The organism is Streptomyces sp. NPDC050564, assembly GCF_044457265.1.
Lineage (GTDB): Bacteria > Actinomycetota > Actinomycetes > Streptomycetales > Streptomycetaceae > Streptomyces.
In genome coordinates this window covers 59,227-77,499 of the sequence record NZ_JBITGS010000023.1, presented here as the reverse complement: position 1 = coordinate 77,499, position 18,273 = coordinate 59,227, and the positions used below count along the sequence as shown (strand labels likewise).

Sequence of the window (18,273 nt, the reverse complement as noted above, 5' to 3'; positions counted from 1 at the left end):
CCATGGGTACCACTGGTACGCCCACCAACATCACGCAGGGCTCCAAGACCAAGGGCGGCATCGGCGAGTCCACGCTGCGCCCGGACGGCACCCTCAAAGTCACCGGCGAGTTCGCGTACTCCTCCGACATGTGGCACGAGGACATGCTCTGGGGCCAGATCCTCCGCTCCACCGTCGCCCACGCCGAGATCGTGTCGATCGACACCTCCGAGGCCCTCGCGCAGCCCGGCGTGTACGCCGTCATGACGTACGACGACCTGCCCACCGAGGTGAAGAACTACGGCCTGGAGATCCAGGACACCCCGGTCCTCGCGCACGGCAAGGTACGCCACCACGGCGAGCCGGTCGCCATCGTCGCCGCCGAGCACCCGGAGACCGCGCGCCGCGCCGCCGCCAAGATCAAGGTCGAGTACAGGGAACTCCCGGTCATCACGGACGAGGCTTCGGCGACCGCGCCCGACGCGATCCTGATCCACGAGGGCCGCGACGACCACCACATCGGCCACGTCCCGCACCCGAACATCGTGCACCGCCAGCCGATCCTCCGCGGCAACGTCGAAGAGGCCGCCAAGAAGGCCGACTTCGTCGTCAAGGGCGAGTACACCTTCGGCATGCAGGACCAGGCCTTCCTCGGCCCGGAGTCCGGTCTCGCCGTGCCCTGCGAGGACGGCGGTGTCGAGCTCTACATCGCCACCCAGTGGCTGCACTCGGACCTCAAGCAGATCGCCCCGGTCCTGGGCCTGCCCGAGGACAAGGTCCGCATGACGCTCTCCGGCGTCGGTGGCGCCTTCGGCGGCCGTGAGGACCTGTCGATGCAGATCCACGCCTGTCTGCTGGCGTTGCGCACCGGCAAGCCGGTCAAGATCGTCTACAACCGTTTCGAGTCCTTCTTCGGGCACGTCCACCGTCACCCCGCGAAGCTCTACTACGAGCACGGCGCGACGAAGGACGGCAAGCTCACCCACCTGAAGGCCCGGATCGTGCTCGACGGCGGCGCCTACGCGTCGGCCTCCCCGGCGGTCGTCGGCAACGCCTCCTCGCTGGGTGCCGGACCGTACGTCGTCGACAACGTCGACATCGAGGCCATCGCCCTCTACACCAACAACCCGCCCTGCGGCGCCATGCGCGGCTTCGGCGCGGTCCAGGCGTGCTTCGCCTACGAGGCCCAGATGGACAAGCTCGCCGACGCGGTGGGCATGGACCGGGTCGCCTTCCGTCAGCTCAACGCGATGGAGCAGGGGACAATCATGCCGACCGGGCAGGCCGTCGACTCACCGGCCCCGGTCGCCGAACTCCTGCGCCGTGTCAAGGCGATGCCGCTGCCGCCGGAGCAGCAGTGGCTCGCGGCGGGCGAGGCCGCCGACGTACGCCAGCTGCCGGGCGGCCTCTCCAACACCACGCACGGCGAAGGCGTCGTACGCGGTGTGGGCTACGCGGTCGGCATCAAGAACGTCGGCTTCTCCGAGGGCTTCGACGACTACTCGACCGCCAAGGTCCGGATGGAGGTCGTGGGCGGCGAGCCCGTCGCGACCGTCCACACGGCCATGGCGGAAGTCGGCCAGGGCGGCGTCACCGTCCACGCGCAGATCGCCCGCACCGAACTGGGCGTCACCCAGGTGACGATCCACCCGGCGGACACGCAGGTGGGCAGCGCCGGTTCGACGTCCGCGTCGCGTCAGACGTACGTCACCGGTGGCGCCGTCAAGAATTCCTGCGAGCTCGTGCGCGAGAAGGTCCTGGAGATCGGCCGCCGCAAGTTCGGTACGTACCACCCCGCTTGGGCCACCGCCGAACTCCTCCTGGAGGGCGGCAAGGTCGTCACCGACGGCGGCGAGGTCCTCGCCGACCTGGTCGACGTGCTCGAAGGCGAGCCCGTCGAGGTCGAGGCCGAGTGGCGGCACCGTCCGACGGAGCCCTTCGACCTGCGTACCGGGCAGGGCTTCGGCCACGTCCAGTACACCTTTGCCGCGCACCGCGCGGTGGTCGAGGTGGACACCGAGCTGGGTCTGGTCAAGGTCATCGAGCTGGCCTGCGCCCAGGATGTCGGCAAGGCACTCAACCCGCTGTCCGTCGTCGGCCAGATCCAGGGTGGCACCACCCAGGGCCTGGGCGTGGCGGTCATGGAGGAGATCATCGTCGACCCCAGGACCGCGAAGGTGCGCAACCCCTCCTTCACGGATTACCTGATCCCCACCATCCTCGACACGCCGACCATCCCCGTCGACGTGCTCGAACTCGCCGACGACCACGCGCCGTACGGGCTCCGTGGCATCGGTGAGGCCCCGACCCTGTCGTCCACCCCGGCCGTCCTCGCGGCGATCCGGAACGCGACGGGTCTGGAGCTCAACCGGACGCCGGTACGCCCCGAGCACCTCACGGGCACCGCGTAAGGCACCGGGCAGGACTCTCCGGGCGGCGAGGGAACGTCACACTTCGCCGCGCCGCCCGGAGTACTCAAGTACCGCACCGCTCGCGGAACTTGGCACATCGGCAAGTAGCAGTGAGCATCAGCCGCAGTCAGTACCAGCGGTACCAGCAGTCCCTATCGTTCGTCTCGGGCCGTCCCCCGGGTCGTGCGGCCGAAGCACCTTCCCAAATCCCGTAGCCGCGCTCGCGGTTGATCAGCCGTCAGGGCGGCTGTGGCGGGTGCCCCTTTGAACCTTGGGAGTAGGCCCACATGACCCAGCAGTCACTGGAGCCGAAGACCGCCGCGGAGGACGCGGGCACGGGTAGCCGTGTCCCGGCCGGACGGTCTTGGCTCGACCGGTACTTTCACATATCCCAGCGGGGAAGCTCGATCGCGCGTGAGGTGCGCGGTGGCGTCACGACGTTCATGGCGATGGCGTACATCCTGCTGCTCAACCCCCTCATCCTGTCCGGCAAGGACGTGGCGGGGGACATGCTCGGCCAGAAGGCCCTGATCACCGCGACCGCGTTCGCGGCGGCCTTCACCACGCTGCTCATGGGCTTCGTCGGCAAGGTGCCGCTCGCCCTCGCCGCCGGACTTTCCGTCTCGGGTGTGCTCTCCTCGCAGGTGGCCCCGCAGATGACCTGGCCGCAGGCCATGGGCATGTGCGTGATGTACGGCGCCGTGATCATGCTCCTGGTCGTCACCGGCCTGCGCGAGATGATCATGAACGCGATTCCGTTGGCACTCAAGCACGCGATCACCATGGGCATCGGCCTGTTCATCGCACTGATCGGCCTGGTGAAGGCGGGCTTCGTCCACCAGGGCAAGTCGACTCCGGTCACCCTCGGCCCGACCGGTGAACTCGCCGGCTGGCCGGTCCTGCTCTTCGCGGCGACCCTGCTGCTGATCTTCATGCTGCAGGCACGGGGCGTTCCCGGCGCGATCCTCATCGGCATCGTCTCCGGCACGGTCGTGGCCGTCGTCCTCAACGGCCTCGGCGTCATCGACCCCAAGCAGTGGGCCAGCGGCGCTCCCGAACTGCACGGCAGCGCGGTCTCGATGCCGGACTTCTCGCTCTTCGGCCATGTCGAGTTCGGCGGCTGGGGTCAGGTCGGCGCGATGACGGTCGGCATGATCGTCTTCACCCTTGTGCTCGCCGGGTTCTTCGACGCCATGGCCACCATCATCGGCGTCGGCACCGAGGCCAACCTGGCCGACGACAAGGGCCGGATGCCCGGCCTGTCCAAGGCGCTGTTCATCGACGGCGCCGGCGGAGCGGTCGGCGGTGTCGCCGGCGCGTCCGGCCAGACGGTCTTCGTCGAATCGGCGACCGGCGTCGGCGAGGGCGCCCGCACGGGCCTCTCCTCGGTCGTCACCGGCCTGTTCTTCGCGGCCTGCCTCTTCTTCACCCCGCTGACGGCGATCGTCCCCGGCGAGGTGGCGGCGGCGGCGCTGGTCGTCATCGGCGCGATGATGATGATGAACGCCCGCCATGTGGACTGGGCCGACCGCGCCACCGCGATCCCGGTGTTCCTGACCGTGGTGATCATGCCGTTCACGTACTCCATCACCGCGGGTGTCGCGGCCGGAGTCATCAGTTACGTTGCCATCAAGATCGCCCAGAGCAAGGCCCGGGAGATCGGGGCGTTCATGTGGGGCCTGACGGCGATCTTCCTGGTCTACTTCGCCCTCAACCCCATCGAGAGCTGGATGGGCGTGCACTGACGCCCAGGGTCCTGTCGCCGAACCGGCGCCTGCCGCGCGGCGACAGGACCCGCCCTGCACACCACCGCTGTTACGTCGTCCAAGGAGACCGAGACATGCTGGACATCGCCGAAGAGCTGCACCGGTGGGTCGAGCAGGGACGCGACTTCGCCGTGGCCACCGTGGTGGCCGTCGGCGGCAGCGCACCCCGCCGGCCGGGCGCCGCACTCGCCGTCGACCGCGACGGCACGGCGATCGGCTCGGTCTCCGGCGGTTGTGTGGAGGGCGCGGTCTACGACCTGTGCCAACAGGCGCTGGAGGACGGCGAGACGGTCCTCGAACGTTTCGGCTACAGCGATGAGGACGCCTTCGCGGTCGGTCTGACGTGCGGCGGCATCATCGACATCCTGGTGACGCCGGTCCGTTCCGGCGACCGCGCCAGGCCGGTGCTCGCGACCGCGCTGGCCGCCGCCGCGGCCGGGGAGGCGGCGGCGGTCGCGCGGATCGTGAGCGGCCCCGGCGAACTGCTGGGCCGTGCGGTGCTCGTCCGCTCCGACGGCTCCCACGAGGGCGGCTTCGGCGCCCAGCCCGAACTGGACCGCACGGTCGTGGGCGAGGCGGCCGCCTTCCTGGACGCGGGCCGCACCGGCACCCTGGAGATCGGGGAGCAGGGCTCTCGTTGCGGCGCACCGCTCACGGTACTGGTGGAGTCCTCGGTGCCGCCGGCCCGGATGATCGTCTTCGGCGCGATCGACTTCGCGTCGGCGCTGGTCCGCATCGGCAAGTTCCTCGGCTATCGGGTCACCGTCTGCGACGCCCGCCCGGTCTTCGCCACCGCCACCCGTTTCCCCGAAGCCGACGAGATCGTCGTCGAGTGGCCCCACAAGTACCTGGAGCGCACCGAGGTCGACTCCCGCACGGTGCTGTGCGTCCTGACCCACGACGCCAAGTTCGACGTACCGCTACTCCGGCTCGCGCTGCGGCTGCCGGTGGCGTACGTGGGCGCGATGGGGTCACGCCGGACGCATCTCGACCGCAATGAGCGCTTGCGGGACGTGGGCGTGAGCGACCTGGAGCTGGCGCGGCTCAGGTCGCCGATCGGCCTGGATCTGGGGGCACGTACGCCCGAGGAGACGGCGCTGTCGATCGCCTCGGAGATCGTGGCCAATCGGCGTGGGGGGAGTGGGGTTTCGCTTACGGGGGCGCACACGCCGATTCATCATGAGGGCGCTGCGGCGCCTGCGGCGCGCATCGGGTCGGTGGCCTGACCGACGTACGGGAAAGGGTCCGCCACAGGCCGTGGCGGACCCTTTCCCGTGCCCGGTGTATTGACGCGAGCATGACCCTCGACGAGTCTCCTGTGGGAGCGCTCCCGCAAGTCCCCCGTGACCGTTGCGAACAGGAGTGAACCCGGATGAGACGTGCCTCAACATGGCTCGCCGCCTTGTCGGTCGGGCTGGCCGCCGTCTTCGTGGGACCATCGGCGCAAGCCGCGGAGCCGGTGGACCACGGACCTTCGCTGTACGTTCCCGACGCCAATCCAGCGGCATACCGGCAGGCCCTCGAACTCGCCCGAGCGGGCCAATTCCTCGACGCGGCAGGCGTCTTGGCCATGGCGAACACCCCGCAGGCCGTCTGGTACGGCGATCAGTCCCCGGCCCAGGTGGAACGGCTGATCCACGCAGTCGTGCGGGACGCGGACCGCGCCGACGCGATCCCCGTGCTCGCGCTCTACAACATCCCCGGCCGCGACTGCTCCAACTACTCCGCGGGCGGCGCCGCCGACACGGCCGAGTACAAGGAGTGGATCGACGCGGTGGCCCGGGGGATAGGCGGTCGCGACGCGATCGTCACCCTCGAACCCGACGCCCTCGCGCTGCTGCCGGCCGACTGCGGCCAGGACGACGCGCAGGGCACCAAGACCGCCGCGCGGTACGTGGAGGTCAACTACGCGGTGGACAAGCTGGAGCCATTGGCCGGCACCCGGGTCTATCTGGACACCGGGCACCCGGGCTGGCACACCGTCAACTCCATCGTGCCGCGCCTGATCAAGGGCGGCATCGCACACGCCTCCGGCTTCTACACCAACGCCTCGAACTACAACACCGACGACACCAACGCCTGGTACGGCAAGCTGATCTCGTCGTGTCTGGCGTACGTCGACGGAGACGGCGACGTCGCCGCATGTCCCCACCAGTGGTGGCCGCGGGCCGACGCACAGGCCTGGCTCGACACGCATGTGCACACACCTCCCTCCCGGATGAAGCACTTCGTCACCGACTCCAGCCGCAACGGGCAGGGGCCCTGGACACCGCCCACGGGTAAGTACACGGACCCGCAGGACTGGTGCAATCCGCCGAACCGGGGCCTCGGCGCCCGTCCGACCCTGCGTACCGGCGACCCGTTGCAGGACGCCCGGCTGTGGATCAAGACGCCCGGCGAGTCGGACGGGCTGTGTCTGCGCGGTACGGCGGGGCCCCAGGATCCGGAACGGGGGATGGTCGACCCGGATGCGGGGGACTGGTTCCCCGAACAGGCCCTGGAACTCGTCCGTTTCGCCGACCCGCCGATCTTCAGCGGGCCTTGAGGCCGGGCAGGGCCGGCTCCTCCGGGCCGTCCGCGCCTGCCGGTCGGACGGCGGCCTCGACCGGGGTGACGGCGCCGATGCGCCGTGGGCCCCGGCCGTGTACGGGGGCGGCGCTTCGTCCGCCCCCGTACACGGCGGTGAGCCGGACCGCGACCGGGCGGGTCGCTCCGGGACAGGGCATGGTCGGCGCCGCGTCAGGCGGAGTCGCGCCGGCGGTTGGTGATCGGCTAGGGCCTGTCTGTCGGATCCCGCCGACTTCGGGTTGCGGCGCCTTACCACTGCCGGTGAGCGGGGCTTGGTGCGTGCAGCTGCAAGGCGGAGGAGGGAGTCGGCGAGTGACGACAACGCGGCAGATGTGCGTGCCAAGCCCCGCGAGCCCGGCTTGATCCAAACGACAGGCCCTAGAAGGCTCATGAAGATCTTGGCGGGAGTCCGCCGGGTCGTGGGTCGGGTGGCCTCTGTGGCTATGCGGTGGCCGGGTTGAGGTGCCAGGTGTTGTTGGCTCGGGTGAGTCCGAGGTTGATCAGTCGGCGGAGGTTGAGGGCGGCGGCCCGGGTGTGGAGCCAGGTGTTGTTGGCGATGGTTCCGCGGTAGCGCAGGCGGCGGTTGCCGTGCTGGACGAGCCAGGCGACGGCGCGTTCGACCGGTGGTCTCCAGCGGCGGTAGTCGGCCTGCCAGTCGGAATCGGTGGCGGCCTGGTGACGGGCGGCTGCGAGCTGGTCGTGGTTGGGGCGGAGGGTCACGGTCCGTCCGGCCTTGGCTTTGGTGCACCGTTCACGCAGCGGGCATCCGGTGCACAGGTTCTCGAAGGTTGCCTTGCGCTGGTGGTGCTGCCCGCCGGGGTCTGACAGGCAGACGGTGTGCCCGGCGGGGCAGGTCACGGTGGCGGTGGTGGTGGTGTCGATGGCGAAGTCGTCGAGGGTGAAGCCGCCGGGGACGGCTGCTCGTAGGGGGGCGGGTTTGAGGAACAGCCGGTGTCCTTGCTGTTCGAGGGTGTGGCGGGCGTCGCCGGTGGAGTAGGCGGTGTCGCCGAAGGCGTCCACCGGGGTGTCCTCGTCGGCGAGCAGGTCGATGCCGATGGCTGCCTCGTGGTGCTGTGCTCCGGCGCCGGGTGTGAGGGCGACGGCGGTGTATAACCCGGTCTCGGGCTCGACGGCGAGGTGGGCCTTGAAGCCGTCCTGCTGGTGGGTGCGGGTCTTGTGCACGTGGCGGGCTTCGGGGTCGACGGTGGAGACCATCCGGTCGGGAGCGGTGCCCCGGGTGATGCGCCAGCGCCCGTCGCGGCCGTCGGAGTCCTCGGCCGGCTCGACGTCCTGCCCGGCGACCAGGGCCAGGATGCCGACCGCGTTCGCGGCCTTCTCGCCGAGCTGCTGCTCGGGCAGGTGACCCAGCAGCCGCACCGCGTCGCCGGCCAGGGCATCGACCAGCTCGGCCCGGGCCTGCTCGTCGTTCCAGGCGATGCGGGGCTTGCCCGGATCGGTGTAGTCGTGCGCGGTGCACTGCCCGGCCGCCACCTGCCCGGCGCCGGGAACCTCGCGGATCACCGCCCGGACGGCGGCGATGATCTGGGTCACGGTGTCCTGAGTGGCGACCGCGTCGTCCAGCACGGTGGAGTCCAAAGCCCGCCGGTGCTTGCCCTTGAGGACACCGGTGGCCTTCACCACTTCCCGCACCGCCTCGAACACCCGGTTCGGCCGGGCCGAACGGGCCAGCCGACGTCGGAAGTACGCCAGCAGCGACGGGTCGAACGCCATGTCGTGCAGGCCCAGCCCGCACGCGGCCTTCCAGCGCAGGTCACACCGCAGTTCCTGGACCGTTTCGAAGTCCGACAGGCCGTGCAGGGCCTGCAGTGTGATCGCGGCGGCCAGGATCTGCGGCGGCATGCTGGGCCGCCCGTTCGCCGACGGGTACATGTCCGCGAACATCTCCGCCGGGAACAGCACACCGCGATGCTCGGCAAAGAACGCGAAAACACTCCCGGCTGGGATCAACTCCCGGCAGGTCTCCCACACATCCGGCCCGACCGTCTCCCCGGCCCACTCACCCATCGCCACACCAACGAGTCTGGTCCCGCTGCTCACGCGGCGGGACCAGAACCCCAAGATCTTCATGAGCCTTCTAGCGGCGGTCCTTGCCGAAGACCATGGCCCGCCCAGGCGCTCAATCCCGGCGCAGCAGCCCGTCCAGCGCCCGCCCGAACATCCACCGCGCCGCCCACCTCAGCGGCAGGTCGGCAGCCCGGGGCAGCCACCGCACCCTCAGCTCCTCCCGCCAGAGCACCTGTGAGCCCCCGTCGGCCGCCGGGCGCACCTCGATCTCGGCCCACCCGGTGACGAAGGTGCCGCGCTTGACCAGCCGGCACGTCCCCGTGCCCCCGTCCCGCGGTGGCTGCCACGTCACGACCTCCATGGGGTCGTCGAAGGCCAGGGGACCCGCCCCCGACCGCGCCACGATCACCGTGCCCTCCCGAGTCGGCGGCGGCGTGAGGACGGTGACTCGCGTCAGCGGGACGACGTCCGCGTGCCGGGGCCAGTCGGTGAGGCACCGCCAGCTCTCGTCGACCGGGTGCGGGGACAGGCGTTCCAGCAGAAAGAGGACCACCGGGTGATCGTAAGCAGTCGAACGGGAAGTGAATTCTCACGCAACCGCCTGATATCGGGCGCCATCGCCCTACCATTCCCTCATGGGGTGAGCAATGCCGCCGCCCCCAGGGGGAGTTGGTCACCATGCCGCTGAAGGCGTACGGCGTACTGATCACACGGGCGGTCGACACCCGCCGAGAGGGATCCGTCGACACCCCGCACTACCAGATCCATCTGACGGATGATCAAGGGACTCACTACCGTGCTGCGGTGAACGTGATGTCCCAGGAGCGGCCCTCCGAGTTGCTCTATCTCGTCGACGACGACTTCCAGCACCCGGGCACCGCGCACCTGGAAGGCCTGGCCTCCGGCTGGAACGCATTGCCGCCGGGCCCCGGTGGCCCGAACCTCGACTTCGTACGGGGCAACCTTTTCGACCCCGCGAAGATGCGTCCGCTGCCACCGGACGTGGAGGGTGCCGACAACGACCTGGCCGACCTGCTCGACCACTACGTAGGACGCGCGGTGGACGACCCGGCCGCCCGGATGTACGTCTTCGGCGAGCGCTTCGGTCCCGAGCCGACCGTCCGGGACAAGATCTTCGGCTTCCTGCCCGGAAACGGCGTGCACGACATCCATATGAACCAGGGCAACAGCGCCCGCTTCCAGGACGACGACGGGGTCTGGCAGGACGGTGGACTGCTCATCCACTTCCCGGCCCAGTCGCGCTGGGTGGGTGTCTTCCTCGCCTTTCAGAGCCAGGCCTGGCACACGGACGACATCACCGGCCACGCAGTCGTCCCGCCCGACGACTCCCGCCCCGACCCGGGCGGTCAACCGGTGCGCATCGTGGCGGCCCTCGTCAACCCCCGCGGCCCGGCGCCCGAATCCGAGAACGTCACGCTCATCAACGCCTCGCCCGACCCGGTCGACCTCACCGGCTGGCGCGTCGCAGACAGACTCGGCCACACCTGCGCCGTGCCCACAGGGCAACTCGCGGCCGGAGCCGCCCTGGTGGCCCCCCTCACGGACGGAGTCCAACTGGGCAACAGCGGCGGCCGGATCACCCTGCTGGGTGCCGACGGCCTGAAGGTGCACGGCGTCTCGTACACCGCCCAGCAGGCCCGACGCGAGGGCTGGACCGTGGTGTTCTGACCAACTTGTTGGGGGCGACATGTCCGCTGACGGTCCGTCACGGCGATTCCGCAAGAAGCGTACGAAACAGGCCATCGAGGAGGGTGACGCGCTGCTCGCCCAGGGGGAGTTGGATGCTGCCGAGGCTTGCTATCAGGAGGCCGTCGCCCTGACTCGGGAGTCCGCGGAAGCGCTCTACAGCGTCGGCTGCGTCGCCTCCCATCGACGGGACTTCCCGACGAGTCTGGACTGGGCGAGGCGAGCGCTCACCGCAGACAGCGGGCACCGGGGAGCCCGGCTGCTGGCGGGCAACGCACTGCTGGGGATGGAGCGTTACGCCGAGGCACTCGACTTCTTCGTCGGCGCGCGGCACGCCGAGGACCCTGGCACCGAGGTCCACATCGCTCTGTGCCACGAAGGGCTCGGGGAGCTGGAGACGGCCGAGAGCGAGCTCCGAGCGGTGCTGGAACGCGACCCGGCGTACCTCACACGGCACCTGGCCTTCGCGTGGTACGACCATGGCCCGTTCTGGGCCGATATCCACGCCCACCTGGCCCGGGTGCTGCGGCGCCGTGGCTCCGACGAGGACGCGCGGCTGCACTACCACCTCGCGAAGCGCATCGATCCGACCGTCGAGCTCGATCCGGGCTACCTGGAGATCATGGGCAAGGAGGATCTCGAGGACCATTCGATCGACCGGGCCCGGGAGGCGAGCCGGTTCGAGGACCTCGACCTGTCCGGCTTCGGAGACCGGCAGGAAGCGGTCAGGACCTTGCTGCGGTTGACCCACTCTCCCGATGCCGACGCGCTCGTCCGCGGCGCCGAGGTTCTGGACGCCCAGGAGCGTGAGCCGCTACTGCCCGTCGTCGTGGATCTCATCCACGCCACCCAGCTCAGTGGCGATTTCCGACTGTCCGCCGCGCTGCGCGCGGCCGGGGACGAACTGGACGAGGGTTGCGGACGGGACCTGTTCGCCGCTGTGCGTTCCGCTCCCTGGCAACGGCTCCTGGAGATCGCCGAACTGCTGCACGCCGGGAGCCGCACCGCCGAGGAAGCCCTGGCGTCCGCCGTCAGTGACGACGAACCGCTGCCGGCGCCGGACCTCCTCGTGGCGCTGCTGAGGCGCTTCGTCCACGTCGACACGGCCACCGCACTGCCGCTCGCCCGAGTGGCGGCCTCGGCACTGGCTGCCCGCGGCAGCGAGGCGCAGAGCCTGGAAGTGCAGGTGCTCCTCGGCAGTACCTGGCAGCAGACGGGTGATCTGGCGGCGGCCGAGTTCGCATTGCAGACCGCCGTCGACACGGCGCGGGAGGCAGCAGGAGCGCACGAGGACGTGCTGCTGGACGCCCTGAACCTGCTCGGGCAGGTGCAGGGCGAGCGTGGGCACGATGCCCGCGCGACGGCGACGATGCGGCGATACATCGATGCCGCCGACCGGAGTGACAGCTGGGACCATCGCATCCGCAGTCGGTACAACCTGGCCGTGGCGCTGGGCAACAGTGGCCGGGCCGACGAGGCCGACGCGGCGGCGCGTCACGTCGCCGAGCTCGTCCGCGCGGCCCCCGCCGATGCCGCGGACGACGGGCTCGGCGCGGACCTAGACCGGCTGCTGAGCTGGACGGCTTCGCTCACCGGCGCCGATCGACCACCACGGGAAGCGGTTTCCCCCGACCCGTCGGCCGACGCCTCCTTCGAAGGGCTTCGGAACCGGGCGCTCGACCTGCACGAACAAGGCCGTGCCCAGGAGGCGTTACCCCTGCTCGATCGGGCCGGCGAGGCGGCTCTGGACGCTGGCCGGCGCAGGGAAGCGGCTGAGATCCGGTTGGAACAGGGAGCGGTCCTCGTCACCCTCGGCCGACTCGGACCGGCCCGCGACGTCCTGGAATCGAATCTGCGACTCGTGCCCGAGTCCCGCGCCGGTGTACGGGCCGTGGCCCACCTCAATCTGGCGGCCGTCCACGCACAGCAAGGCCGCGCTGGTCAGGCCCTCGACGCCCTGACGCAGGCACAGGCCGCCGCCTACCGGCTGGCTGACCAAGGGATCATGGCCGAAGTGCACGAGGCCTTGAGCGGCGTTCTGCTGGATCGCGAGCCCGACGCGGCGATCTATCACTACGGGCTGGCGTTGAGGCTCCGAACGCCGGACTCCGACAGACGGGCGGAGCCAGGTGTGCGAGCCCGTTTCGCCGGGCTCTCCGAACAGGCACGCGCCGTGCGTGCCGACCGCGACGAGCTCCTCGCGACCCTGGATCTGATGGCGCGGGAGCTTGCCGCTCTCGACTCCGGGCCGGACCGGCGCACAGCCGCCCTGATCACCGGCGGCACCCTGCTGGACCTCGGTCTGCCGGACTCGGCCGAGGAGCCCTTGCTCGACGCCCTCGCCCTGGCCACCTCGCCGCAGTGGCGCGATCCCGAGTCGGAACTCGACGCCCGGTCCGCGCTGGGGATGGCGTACCGCCGTACCGGGCGCCACGCCGAGGCCATCGACCAGTACCGCGCGGCCCTGCGTCTGACCGAGACACTGCGGGACGAGGGCAGAGCGGCCGCGCTGCACGGCTATCTGGCCATCGCGCTGCGCTACGACGATCAGCTCGACGCGGCCGTGGAGGCGTACGAGAAGTCCATCGCGATGCTGCGGCGATTCGGCCGGGAGCAGGAAGTCGCGGCCAACCGAACGAACCTCGCGGCGGCCCTCTTCCTGCTCGGCCGACGTGAGCGCGCGGTGGAACTGGCCGTACAGAACCTCGACGACCTGATCGCGCAGGGCAACGAGGACTTCGTGCTGCGCACGCTCGTGCTGCTGGCGAGTGAGTACGTCTCGGCGGACGAACTTCCTGAGGAGATGTCCCAGCGCTTGCGCGAGGGCGCGGCCCGCTCCACCGATCCCATTCTGCGTGCATGGAGTTGGACCGACCACGCGGAACAGCTGCTGGTCCGGGGCGACATCGACGGGGCCGGACGCGAGCTGGAACGCGTCGTCGAGGTGCATCGGGCACGCGACGACAGTTTCAACGAGGCGCTGGCTTTGCTCAACCGGGCAGGGCTGCTGCACGAGGTACGCCCCGAGACCGCCCGGTCTGACGCCGAGCAGGCGTACCGCATCGCGGTCACCGCGGGCCAGGACCGGCTCGCGGTCAAGGCGCTGACCGAGTGCCTGTGGCTGGCCCTCGCCAAAGGCGACACCGCCGACATCGACCGGTTGCTGGGCACCCTCACCCCGGGGTGGGCCACGCATCGCCGTGGCCTGCGCCAGGACCGTGACCGGATCGCGCTCGCGAACGAGGCGGTCCCGCTGATCAAGGGCTGTGCCGCGCACTTCCTGCGGTGCGGAGATCCCGTCCGCGCCTTCGACGCCCTTGACCAGGCACGTGCTCTGGGACTGGCCGACCTCCTGGCCGAGAGGTACCTGCCCGTGGACCAGGATCCTGCCGCACAGCCGGGTCCGCCGGTCGCGACCTCTGCCACGGACACGGCCCGGGCACTCCTACGCGCTCTGGGTGTCCCGGCCGTGGCGGTGACCCTGGACATGGTCGTCGGAGGGCCAGTACTCGGCGTACTGCGGCCCGGCGCCGCACACCCCGAGTTCTGTCTCGCGGACCTGACGGAGGACGAAGCGGCCGCGCTGTTGGACTCCTTCCGGTTGGAGATGCTCGACTACGCCGGGAGCGGGCCCCAGACCTGGCACCGGGGCCTGCAGCGCCTGCTCGAACCCGCGCTCGAGACGATCGGCGAGGGAGAACTCGTCGTCCTCGTCCCGGAGGGAGATCTGCAGCAGCTGCCCCTGCACGCCGTGCGGTATGCAGACGGGCGCTCGCTCATCGAACGTTCGCCGGTCCTGTACGCACCGAGCTTCGCGACGCTCGACCTCGCGATCGGCGCACCGCGGCCGACAGCCGACCCGCTCGCCCACCTGGTCACGGTCGGAGTGTCCTTCCCGGACGAGGCGAGAGCGATCTCGTTGGCCTTCGGCGGCCCCTGTCTGTCGGGCCGGAACCTGGGCAAGGAAGATGTGCGGCAAACGGTTCGGGGAGCCTCCCTCGTGCATTTCTCGTGCCACGGCTACTTCGACGCCCACGACTTCCTCGACTCGGGCCTGTTGCTGCGCGTGACCGAGGCCCCTCTCCGCGAGGAGATCCTCTCGCTGCGCGATCTCTCCGACTGGCATCTGCACGCCGACCTGGTTGTGCTCAGCGCATGCGAGACCGGCCAGGGCCGGGCCGTACCGTCGGACTTCCTGGGGCTCGCGCGGGGCATTCTCGCCGCGGGCGCCCGTGCCGTGCTGGTCACGTTGTGGCCCGTCCGAGACGAGGCCACCCAGTCCCTGATGCTCGACCTCTACCGGGACATGACGCGGCAACGCGACGAGACGGGACTGATCGATGTCGCCGCAGCCCTGGCCGTGGCCCAGCGCGAGGCGAGCCGGACCCGACCGCCGTACGACTGGGCGGCCTTCAAGCTGATCGGCTGGCCACGCATCGAATGGAGCGGCCGATGAGCGAGCCGGGGCACGGCGACGAGGTACCTTTCACCACGTTCGAGCTGGAGCCGTTGGACCTCGGAGAGAAGCGTTCCTGGCGTGCGGAGGAGGTCTGGCGGACCGCACGGAACAAGACGAATCGCATCGCCCTCGGGCGGCCGTCCTGGCACACGGCGACGAGTCCGGACGACCCTGAACTCTCCTTGGTGCCAGAGGAGTTGCGGGACGCCCTGCGGAGCGCGACGAGGGGCGACGAGCAGTTGTGGGCGCTCGGCCTCGACCTGACGCTCCTTCCCGACGAAGGATGTCGCTTCGTATCGGCCCAGCTGTCCCTCGGCTTCGCCGGTGGCGAGGCATCCGACGGTGCCCTCCCGCTGGTGCGTCGGCTCCGTCCGGCCGAACTCCGCGAACAAGAACTCCACGTCCAGGAACGGACCGTGGGCCTGGAGGTGTCGGCGTCGGCGCCCGTGGTGAATGTTGTCGGCGGAGGAGCCAATGCCGGCCGGACGCGCCGCACGGAAACGAATCGCACGCTGGTGTACCTGTCCGGCTTCGGGGCGGGCACAGCCGAAGCGGGTTGGCGCTTCCGCCTCACCAACGCCCGCGAGATCCCGTTGAACGCAACCGACCTCCAGGCCTTCGTCGTCGCTGACCGCGGCTTCCGTGGCCAGATCGTGTACTCGGTCGTGGCGCGGATCGAGATCCGGTCCACGGTGGACCGCTGGCTCACTGCCGTCTTCGTCCCGAAGGAGAGCGGCACGCTGCGCCACAGGCAGGACTTTCCGCCACCGCTCTGACCGAATCCTGCTCGCCGGGCCAGGGCGCCCTACCGCCCCCGGCCCACCCTGCGACACCATGAGCGCGACCCCGCACCGTGTTCGGAGGGCGCCCCATGGATCCTGAACTGCACGGCAGACTCGATGCGTTGCAGCGCGATCCCTACCCGCACTACGCACGAGCGCGGCGCACCGACCAACTGGTGCATGTGCCCGAGCTGGACGCGTGGCTGGTGACTCGTGACGCGGACGTTCGGGAGGTGCTGCGGCGGTCGGAGGACTTCTCGTCGGCCAATGCGCTCAGGCCGGACGTACTGCCGTCGCCTGCCGCGCTCGCCGTGCTGGGCGGCGGATTCGGCGGCCGCCCCGTTGTCGTCACCGCCGACGGGGCCCGGCATCAGGAACTGCGGGCCCCGATCGTCCGGGGTCTGTCGTCGGCACGGGTCGCGGCCGTCCTCCCGTACGCCGCCGAGCGCGCCGCCGCGCTCGTCGACGCCTTCGCCAAGGACGGTCGTGTCGAGCTGATGTCCGGGTACGCGCGGCGGCTGCCGGGCGAGGTCATCGGGCGGATCGTCGGATTGAACCCCGGGGACGTTGCCGCTGTCGTCCACGGCGGTCATCGGGCCGAGGAGCTGCTGTTCCGCCCCCTGGACGAGGACGAGCAAGTGGCCGCCGCCCAGGATGTCGTGACGATGCAACACATCCTCGACGGGCTCATACGGGAGCGCCGTGCCCGTCCGCGGGAGGACCTCGCCACCGAACTCATCGCCTCCCTCGCGCCCGGGGACGGCGAGCTGACGCTCGATCAGCGACACGAACTCGTGGCGCATCTGCAGAACTTGCTCCTCGCAGGCCATCTGACCACCACCGCCCTCATCGGCAGCACCGTGCTGCATCTGCTGCGGCACCCACGCCAGTGGGCGCTTCTTCGCGCGGAACGCGACCGCATCCCCGCCGCCCTCGAAGAGGCCGCGCGCTATGACACCGCACTGCAGGGATTCCGGCGCGTCACCACCCGCGCGGTCACTCTGGCCGGCACCGAACTGCCCGAAGGATCAAGCGTGTTCGTCGCCTTCGGCGCGGCGAACCGGGACGGAGCGCGCCACTCGCGGCCCGACGAGTTCGACATCACCCGCGAGCCCGGCCGCCATCTGGCCTTCGGTTTCGGGGTGCACGCCTGCCCCGGCGCACAACTCGCGCGCGAGCAACTCCGCATCACCCTGGAGCTGTTGACACGCCGACTACCAGACCTTCGGCTCGCCGCGAACCAGCCAGTTACCATGCGACCGACCATGATCCACCGCTCGCCCGAAACACTGCACCTCGACTGGTGACCCACCCGCGACAGGAGCCCACGTGCCGGACCAGCCCTTCGTCATCGATCCCGCAGGCGCCGACCTCCACGGGGAGGCGGACCGGCTGCGCGAGCGCGGCCCCGTGGCCCTCATCGAACTTCCGGGCGGGATACGGGCCTGGGCCCCCACCCAGTACGAGATCCTCAAGCAACTCCTCGCCGACGACCGGGTCTCCAAGGATCCCAACCAGCACTGGCCCGCGTGGATCGACGGCGCGTACCGGGACAGCTGGATCACTCTCTGGGTCGGCGTGACCAACATGTTCACGGCGTACGGCGCCAACCACCGCAGGCTGCGCAAGCTCGTGTCACCGGCATTCACGAAGCGGCGTACGGACGCCCTCAAGCCCCGGATCGAAGAGCTCGCTGTCACTCTCCTCGACCGCATGGCCGAGGCGCCCGACGGACGGGCCGACCTGCGGTCCGCGTACGCCCACCCGCTCCCGATGCAGGTGATCTGCGAGCTGTTCGGCCTGCCCGAGGAGAAGCGGGCCGACACCGCCCGTCTCATCGAGGCCAACATGGACACCACCATCACTCCGGAACAGGCCATGGCGACCTGGCAGGAGATCCATGAACTGCTCGCCGGTCTGGTCGCGTCCAAGCGCGAGCAGCCGGGCGACGACATGACGACCGCTCTGATCGCGGCTCGCGACGAGGAGGGCTCCCGGCTCAGCGAGGCCGAGCTGATCGACACCCTTCTCCTCGTCATCGGCGCGGGCCACGAGACGACCGTGAACCTGATCGGCAACGCGGTGCACGCCCTGCTGAGCCACCCCGACCAGCTCGCGCGCGTCCTCGGCGGCGAGGTCCCCTGGAGCGACGTCATCGAGGAGACCCTGCGCTGGGCCCCCTCGATCGCCAACCTCCCGCTGCGGTACGCCGTCGAGGACATCAAGCTCCCCGACGGCACGCTGATCCCGCAGGGCGACGCGATCCTCGCGACATACGCGGCGGCCGGCCGCGACCCCCTGCGCCACGGCGACAGCGCGGCCCGCTTCGACGTCGCCCGCGCCGACAAGGAGCACCTCGCCTTCGGTCACGGCGTCCACTACTGCATCGGCGCCCCACTGGCCCGGCTGGAGGCGTCCGTCGCGCTCCCGGCCCTGTTCGCGCGATTCCCCGGCCTGAGCCTCGACGGGTCGGCGGGACGGGCGCGGCTCGCCGAGTCGTTCATCGGCCACGGCTACCGGACACTGCCGGTACGCCTCGGCGGAGCCTCCTGATCCAGCCTCGCGTTCCCTGATGT

The 18,273-nt window shown here is 70.3% G+C and carries 12 protein-coding genes; 9 read left to right on the top strand and 3 right to left on the bottom strand.

The annotated features are described in order from the left end of the window. The first annotated feature begins 2 nt into the window (after positions 1-2). The 4 genes from ACIBK0_RS32150 (at position 3) to ACIBK0_RS32135 (ending at position 6,701) form a co-directional block, all read left to right on the top strand. A complete protein-coding gene (locus tag ACIBK0_RS32150) occupies positions 3-2,390 on the top strand; it encodes a xanthine dehydrogenase family protein molybdopterin-binding subunit (RefSeq protein WP_399087626.1) in 2,388 nt (795 codons plus the stop codon). A 287-nt stretch (positions 2,391-2,677) separates the two neighbouring features. After that, positions 2,678-4,135: an NCS2 family permease gene (locus ACIBK0_RS32145; protein ID WP_399087624.1), complete on the top strand. Its 1,458-nt coding sequence runs from the start codon at positions 2,678-2,680 to the stop codon at positions 4,133-4,135. Positions 4,136-4,230: 95 nt separating this feature from the next. After that, positions 4,231-5,382 (top strand): XdhC family protein, encoded by a 1,152-nt coding sequence (locus tag ACIBK0_RS32140; RefSeq protein ID WP_399087622.1) that lies wholly within the window; start codon positions 4,231-4,233, stop codon positions 5,380-5,382. 146 nt (positions 5,383-5,528) lie between these two features. Then, on the top strand, positions 5,529-6,701 hold the full coding sequence (locus ACIBK0_RS32135; protein ID WP_399087620.1) for a glycoside hydrolase family 6 protein: 1,173 nt from the start codon (positions 5,529-5,531) through the stop codon (positions 6,699-6,701). Here ACIBK0_RS32135 and ACIBK0_RS32130 read toward each other — a convergent pair. From ACIBK0_RS32130 to ACIBK0_RS32120, 3 genes are all read right to left on the bottom strand, one after another. After that, complete coding sequence (locus tag ACIBK0_RS32130) at positions 6,688-6,882, bottom strand: hypothetical protein (RefSeq protein ID WP_399087618.1); 195 nt, start codon at positions 6,880-6,882, stop codon at positions 6,688-6,690. The genes ACIBK0_RS32135 and ACIBK0_RS32130 overlap by 14 nt on opposite strands. A 283-nt stretch (positions 6,883-7,165) precedes the next feature. Continuing rightward, positions 7,166-8,749: an IS1182 family transposase gene (locus tag ACIBK0_RS32125; RefSeq protein ID WP_399087805.1), complete on the bottom strand. Its 1,584-nt coding sequence runs from the start codon at positions 8,747-8,749 to the stop codon at positions 7,166-7,168. A gap of 112 nt (positions 8,750-8,861) precedes the next feature. Then, positions 8,862-9,302 carry an SRPBCC family protein gene (locus ACIBK0_RS32120; RefSeq protein WP_399087616.1) on the bottom strand — a complete coding sequence of 147 codons (441 nt, stop codon included), beginning with the start codon at positions 9,300-9,302 and terminating at the stop codon, positions 8,862-8,864. Between the two features lie 125 nt (positions 9,303-9,427). Here ACIBK0_RS32120 and ACIBK0_RS32115 point away from each other — a divergent pair, with 125 nt between their 5' ends. The 5 genes from ACIBK0_RS32115 (at position 9,428) to ACIBK0_RS32095 (ending at position 18,250) form a co-directional block, all read left to right on the top strand. After that, positions 9,428-10,438, top strand: a complete 1,011-nt coding sequence (locus ACIBK0_RS32115) for a DUF2278 family protein (protein WP_399087614.1) — start codon at positions 9,428-9,430, stop codon at positions 10,436-10,438. Between the two features lie 19 nt (positions 10,439-10,457). Continuing rightward, a complete protein-coding gene (locus tag ACIBK0_RS32110) occupies positions 10,458-14,912 on the top strand; it encodes a CHAT domain-containing protein (protein WP_399087612.1) in 4,455 nt (1,484 codons plus the stop codon). Then, a complete protein-coding gene (locus ACIBK0_RS32105) occupies positions 14,909-15,691 on the top strand; it encodes a hypothetical protein (protein WP_399087610.1) in 783 nt (260 codons plus the stop codon). The genes ACIBK0_RS32110 and ACIBK0_RS32105 overlap by 4 nt, the downstream gene beginning before the upstream one ends. A 95-nt stretch (positions 15,692-15,786) precedes the next feature. Next, on the top strand, positions 15,787-17,004 hold the full coding sequence (locus ACIBK0_RS32100; protein WP_399087608.1) for a cytochrome P450: 1,218 nt from the start codon (positions 15,787-15,789) through the stop codon (positions 17,002-17,004). Positions 17,005-17,026: 22 nt separating this feature from the next. Further along, on the top strand, positions 17,027-18,250 hold the full coding sequence (locus tag ACIBK0_RS32095) for a cytochrome P450 (protein WP_399087606.1): 1,224 nt from the start codon (positions 17,027-17,029) through the stop codon (positions 18,248-18,250). Positions 18,251-18,273 lie beyond the last annotated feature (23 nt).